Origin of the sequence: Kitasatospora sp. NPDC047058 (genome assembly GCF_040643935.1) — a bacterium.
GTDB lineage: Bacteria > Actinomycetota > Actinomycetes > Streptomycetales > Streptomycetaceae > Kitasatospora.
Window position 1 is genome coordinate 1 of sequence record NZ_JBEYVJ010000446.1, and the last position, 5,105, is coordinate 5,105.

The window sequence follows — 5,105 nt, forward strand, 5'->3', positions numbered from 1 at the left end:
GCCGGCTCGCGGCCCCCCGCGCGGGGCGGCCGGGCGGGGCCGCCCCCCCGCGCGGCCCCCCCCACCGCTCGTCAGCTCTCGGGACCGGAGGACCGCCGGAGCAGGTAGGTGTCCATGATCCAGCCCTTGCGCTCGCGGGCCTCCTCGCGCAGCTCGCTGATCCGGGGGGCGGCCTCGGCGAGCGGGCCGGCGACGAGGATCTCGTCGGGGGTGCCGAGGTAGGCGCCGTACCGGATCTCCAGCCCCTCGGGGGCGATCCCGGCGAAGGCCGCCCGGCCGTCCAGCATCACCACCACGTCGTCCACGCCCTCGGGGAAGCCCTCGGCCAGCCGGCGGCCGGTGGTGATCTGCACCGGGCGGCCGACCCGGGTCAGGGTGGTGCGGTGGCGGGCGGCGAGCGCGGAGACGCTGCTGATGCCCGGGACCACCTCGAAGCCGAACGCGACGGTCCCCCGGGCCAGGACGTCCTCCACCACGGCGATGACGCTGTCGTAGAGGCTCGGGTCGCCCCAGACCAGGAACGCACCCGTCTCGCCCTCGCCGAGGTGCTCGGCGGCCAACTGCTCCACCAGGTCGGCACGGCGGGCACGCCAGTCGTCCACGGCAGCCGCGTACGCCGGGGTGGTGCGGTCCCGCTCCGCGTCCGGCACCCCGACCACGCGATGCCCGGGCCGCCCGTGCTCGGTCAGGATCCGGCGGCGCAACCGGATCAGGTCCTGCCGTTCCTCGCTCTTGTCGAGGACGAAGAAGACGTCCGTGCGGGCGAGCGCCTTGACGGCCTGCAGAGTGAGGTGGTCGGGATCGCCCGCACCGATGCCGATGACGAAGATGTGCCGCATGGGAGGCATTCTGCCGCCCACTCGACCTCCGATCACGCCGGGACGCGGCGGGTGCGTCGTGAGGGGGCGTCGCACGCCGTGATGTGACGCACCATCCCTTGACCCGCTCTTTTCCGTTTCGCCATGATGAGCCGTCAAGTTGTGACTCCGCCAGCGGGGGAAGTCCGGTCCGAATCCGGCGCTGACCCGCAACGGTAGGCCGCCGACGCCACGTCGGCGGCGAGCCCGAGTACCCGTCGGCGGAGGTGTGTCGTCCCCTCCTCCCGTCGTGGTCTGCGGGCCGGAGCTCAGAGGGCTGCCCCGGTACGGGCCGACGCCCTCCGGGCCCCTGCGTCCAGGCCCGGAAAGGCACCCATGCCCGCGCTCCGCCGCACCCTCGGCCTGCTCGCGATACCCGCCCTCGCGCTCACCACCGCCCTCCCGGCGGCCACCGCCGCCCACGCCGCGCCCGCCGGCCCGGCGCCCTCGGCGTCGTCCGCGACGATCCGCCCGGACGCCGCCGCGGCCGGCTGGCTGGCCCGCCAGCTCGTCGACGGCGACCACTTCGAGTCCGTTTTCAACGGCACCGCCTACCCCGACCAGGGCCTGACCATCGACGCCGTGCTGGCCTTCGCGGCCTCGCGCAGCTCCGACGAGGCCGCCGCCAAGGCCACCGCCTGGCTCGCCAGGCCCGAGATCATCTCCGGCTACCTCGGCGACGGCACCACCGAGGCGTACGCGGGCGCGACCGCCAAGCTGCTGCTCGCCGCCGAGGTGCGCGGCGCGAACCCGGCCGCCTTCGGCGGCGTCGACCTGCCCGCCCGGCTGCGCTCCCTCCAGACCACCGAGGGCCGCTTCTCCGACCGCTCCCAGTGGGGCGACTACAGCAACGCGTTCGGCCAGTCGCTGGCCCTGATCGCCCTGCACCGCACCCCCGGTGACGCCCCGACGGCGGCCGTGGACTACCTCGCCGGCAGCCAGTGCGCGGACGGCGGCTTCCCCGTCTCGTTCGGCCAGGCCACCTGCACCAGCGACCCCGACGCCACCGCCCTCGCCGTGCAGGCCTTCGCCGCCACCGGACGCGCCGCCAAGGCCACCGCGGGCCTCGGCTGGCTGACCTCCCACCAGAACGCCGACGGCGGCTTCGCGGCCTCCGGGGCGACCGCCTCCAACGCCAACACCACCGGCCTGGCGACGCAGACGCTGCTGGCCGGCGGACGCTTCGGCGCCGGCCTCAAGGGCTGGAGCCGGCTGGTCAAGCTCCAGCAGGGCTGCACCGCCGACCCGGCCGTCCGCGGCGCGGTCGCCTACGACGCGACCGGGTTCAACGCGGGCAACGGTGCGCGGGCCACCGCGCAGGCCGTCCTCGGCCTCGGCGGCACCCCGCTGGCCACCCTCTCCGCCGCCGGCGCGCGCCCCGACGCCCCCACCCTGGCCTGCCCGGCCCCGGCCGCCCACTGAGACGCCGCAACTCCTGATCCCCCGAGGAGAGTTCCGATGACCGACACCCTCGCCCCGGCCCGCCCGGTGCGCCGCACGCTCGGCTCGATCGCCGCCGCGGCGGCCCTCACCGCCGGCCTGCTCGGCGTCTCCGCCGCCCAGGCCCCGCAGGCCCGGGCCGCAGCCTGCAGCGGCACCACCGGCGTCACCGTCGTGGTCGACTTCACCGCCGTCGGCGGCGGCATCCAGACCGGCTGCGCCCCCGGCGACCCGGCCAGCGGACTCGCCGCGCTGACCGGGGCCGGGTTCTCGTGGGCCTTCCACCCGCGCTTCCCGGGCTTCGTCTGCACCATCAACAGCCTGCCGACGACGTGCACCAACCCCACCGGCAGCGCCTACTGGTCGTACTGGCACGCCCAGCACGGCGGCCCCTGGTCGTACAGCAACCTCGGCGCGGGCAGTTACAACCCGGCGCCCGGCGACGTCGAGGGCTGGTCCTTCGGCGCCGGCGCCCAGCCGGGCATCACGGCGCCCTGACACCCGGGGGAACACCGGCGCCCGGCCCCTTCCACGCGGGGGCCGGAGCGCCGCGTGCCCGGCTGTGACGGTGACGGCGGAGACGGGGCGGAGCGGACCGCGAGGAGATGAGAAGGGGCACGGGACAGGCTCCTTGGGGTGGTGGGCGCCGACCCTGCCCCGGAGGCTCCGGCGTCCGTGCGGAACCGCGCGACTGCCGGAGCGGCCGCCGCCCGGATCGCTGCGCGTCAGCCCCGGATTCGCACCGGACTCCCCACTCGGCCACCGCGGACGCCACCGCACGGTGCACCGGATGACGAGGTGACATGGTCGACATGACGACCCGTTGACTCCCCGACGGCCACCGTGGTCTGATGAATCGATTTTCACCCTCGGTATCCAGGGGAAGCCGGTCGAACTCCGGCGCTGACCCGCAACCGTAGACCCACCTAGGAGTGGGTGAGCCGGAATGCCTGAGCCGGGGGCCTGTTCACACAGCACTTGCGTCGTCGCGGACTACGACGTGGTCGGGACGGTTCCTGCCCGGGGACCGTCGGCTGCGCCATGGTCTCCCGCGTCGACCGACGAGGGAGTCGTCGTGAGGGTCAGCAGCAGTCGCGCACGCGCACGTCACAGAAACCGGGACCTCGTGTCCCTCGTGGTCGCCGGAACCGTCGCGGCCGCCGCCTGCGGCACGGTCCTGCTCGGACACCCCGGGACCGCCGCCGCCGATCCCGTCGAGCAGTGCACCGCGACGTCCGGCGCGATCGTCGCCGTCGACTTCGGCCACTGGGGCGGTGGTGTCGTCCGGGGCTGCGACGCCCACCCCACGACCGGGATGAACCTGCTGCACAGCGCCGGTTTCACCACCACGGGGACCGAGCACGACGGCCCCGCCTTCATCTGTCGGCTCGGCACCGGGAGCTTCAACGGCGGCGTCCAGTACCCGACGCCCGCCGAGGAGCCCTGCGTCAACACCCCCCAGGCCACCGCCTACTGGTCGTACTGGATCGCCGAACCCGGCCAGCAGACGTGGTCCTACAGCCGGTTCGGTGCCGGAACGCAGCAGCCCAAGCCCGGCGAGGTCGAGGCCTGGGTGTACGGCGGCACCGACACCGGGGGCACCGGCGGGGCACCGGCCTTCACCCCCGACTCCGTGCGGGCCGGGAACGGCGGCCCCTCGGCCCCCGCGTCCACCTCGGCGACCCCGACCCCGCCCGCCGGAAGGAAGCCCGACGCCGCCAAGGGCAGCGCCTACCTGACCGACCCCGCCCGGCTGATCGACGGTCACTACTACGAGGGCTTCCCGGCCTTCGCCGACTTCGGTCTCACCATCGACGGCGCGTACGCCCTCGCGGCGACCGGCACGGACGACGCCGCGCTGCGCAGGATCGTCGACTTCCTGGACCAGCAGGGCAAGGACGCGAGCGAGCGCACCGTCAACGACTGGACCGGCATCGGAACCGAGTACGCGGGCGGCGGTTCGATCGGCAAGGAGGCGCTGCTCGCCGAGATCGTCGGCCGCGACCCGCGGAAGTTCGGCGGCCACGACCTGATCGCCGCCCTCGCCGCCATGGTGTGCACCAAGGCCGATGCGAACACCGGCTGCGACGCCCCGGGCAACTACACGTACGCCACCTCGGTCTTCTCCCAGGCCCTCGGCATCATGGCCCAGCTCCGGGCCGGGGAGCCGGCCGGTGCCGCTCCCGCGATCGCCTACCTGAAGAGCCTCCAGCACGCGGACGGCTCGTGGCCGAGCCTGATCCCCGCCGCCGGCGACTCCGACGTGGACAGCACGGCCATGGCCGTCATGGCCCTCGCGCTCGTGCCCGGGGACGACGCCGCCCAGGCCGTCGACAAGGGGATCGCCTGGCTCGCCGCCCAGCAGCTGCCCGACGGCGGCTTCCCCGGCGCGGCCGGCCACTCGACGAACTCGGCGGCCCTCGCGGTCCAGGGCATGACGCTGCGTAAGGCCACCTACGACGGGCAGATCGCCCGGGCGCACGACTTCCTCGCCGGGCAGCAGAACGGCGACGGCGGGTTCAACGTCGCCTCCGCCGGACAGCAGGGCTCGGACGTCCGGGCCTCGACCCAGGTGCTGGGCGGTGCCACCGGCATCTCCTTCGGCACGCTGGCCCACAGCCTCGGAGGCACGCCGACGCCGACCGGGACGCCGACGCCGACCGGGACGCCGACCCCGACGGGTACCCCGACCAACACCCCGACCGGCACTCCCACCGGCTCGCCCACGACAACCGGGCCCGCCCCGGTCACCAGTGCCCCCTCGACCGGCGCCGCCCCGACCACCCGGCCGGCCGGCGGCATCGACGC

Annotated in this window: 4 protein-coding genes and 2 riboswitches; of the genes, 3 read left to right on the forward strand and 1 reads right to left on the reverse strand. The window is 75.0% G+C overall.

What is annotated here, in order from left to right:
- Positions 1–71: 71 nt before the first annotated feature.
- Complete coding sequence (gene cobF / locus ABZ885_RS35010; protein ID WP_360197965.1) at positions 72–839, reverse strand: precorrin-6A synthase (deacetylating); 768 nt, start codon at positions 837–839, stop codon at positions 72–74.
- A gap of 97 nt (positions 840–936) precedes the next feature.
- Positions 937–1,095: riboswitch (cobalamin riboswitch) on the forward strand.
- 98 nt (positions 1,096–1,193) lie between these two features.
- Here cobF and ABZ885_RS35015 point away from each other — a divergent pair.
- The 3 genes from ABZ885_RS35015 to ABZ885_RS35025 all read left to right on the forward strand — a co-directional run.
- The gene (locus ABZ885_RS35015; RefSeq protein ID WP_360197968.1) at positions 1,194–2,279 is read left to right on the forward strand and encodes a prenyltransferase/squalene oxidase repeat-containing protein; all 1,086 of its coding nucleotides are present in this window, start codon (positions 1,194–1,196) and stop codon (positions 2,277–2,279) included.
- A 36-nt stretch (positions 2,280–2,315) separates the two neighbouring features.
- The gene (locus tag ABZ885_RS35020) at positions 2,316–2,795 is read left to right on the forward strand and encodes a flagellar hook-length control protein FliK (RefSeq protein ID WP_360197970.1); all 480 of its coding nucleotides are present in this window, start codon (positions 2,316–2,318) and stop codon (positions 2,793–2,795) included.
- 344 nt (positions 2,796–3,139) lie between these two features.
- Positions 3,140–3,270, forward strand: a riboswitch (cobalamin riboswitch).
- A 204-nt stretch (positions 3,271–3,474) separates the two neighbouring features.
- Positions 3,475–5,105 (forward strand): prenyltransferase/squalene oxidase repeat-containing protein (locus ABZ885_RS35025; protein ID WP_360197972.1); only part of this gene is annotated, 1,631 nt, incomplete at its 3' end.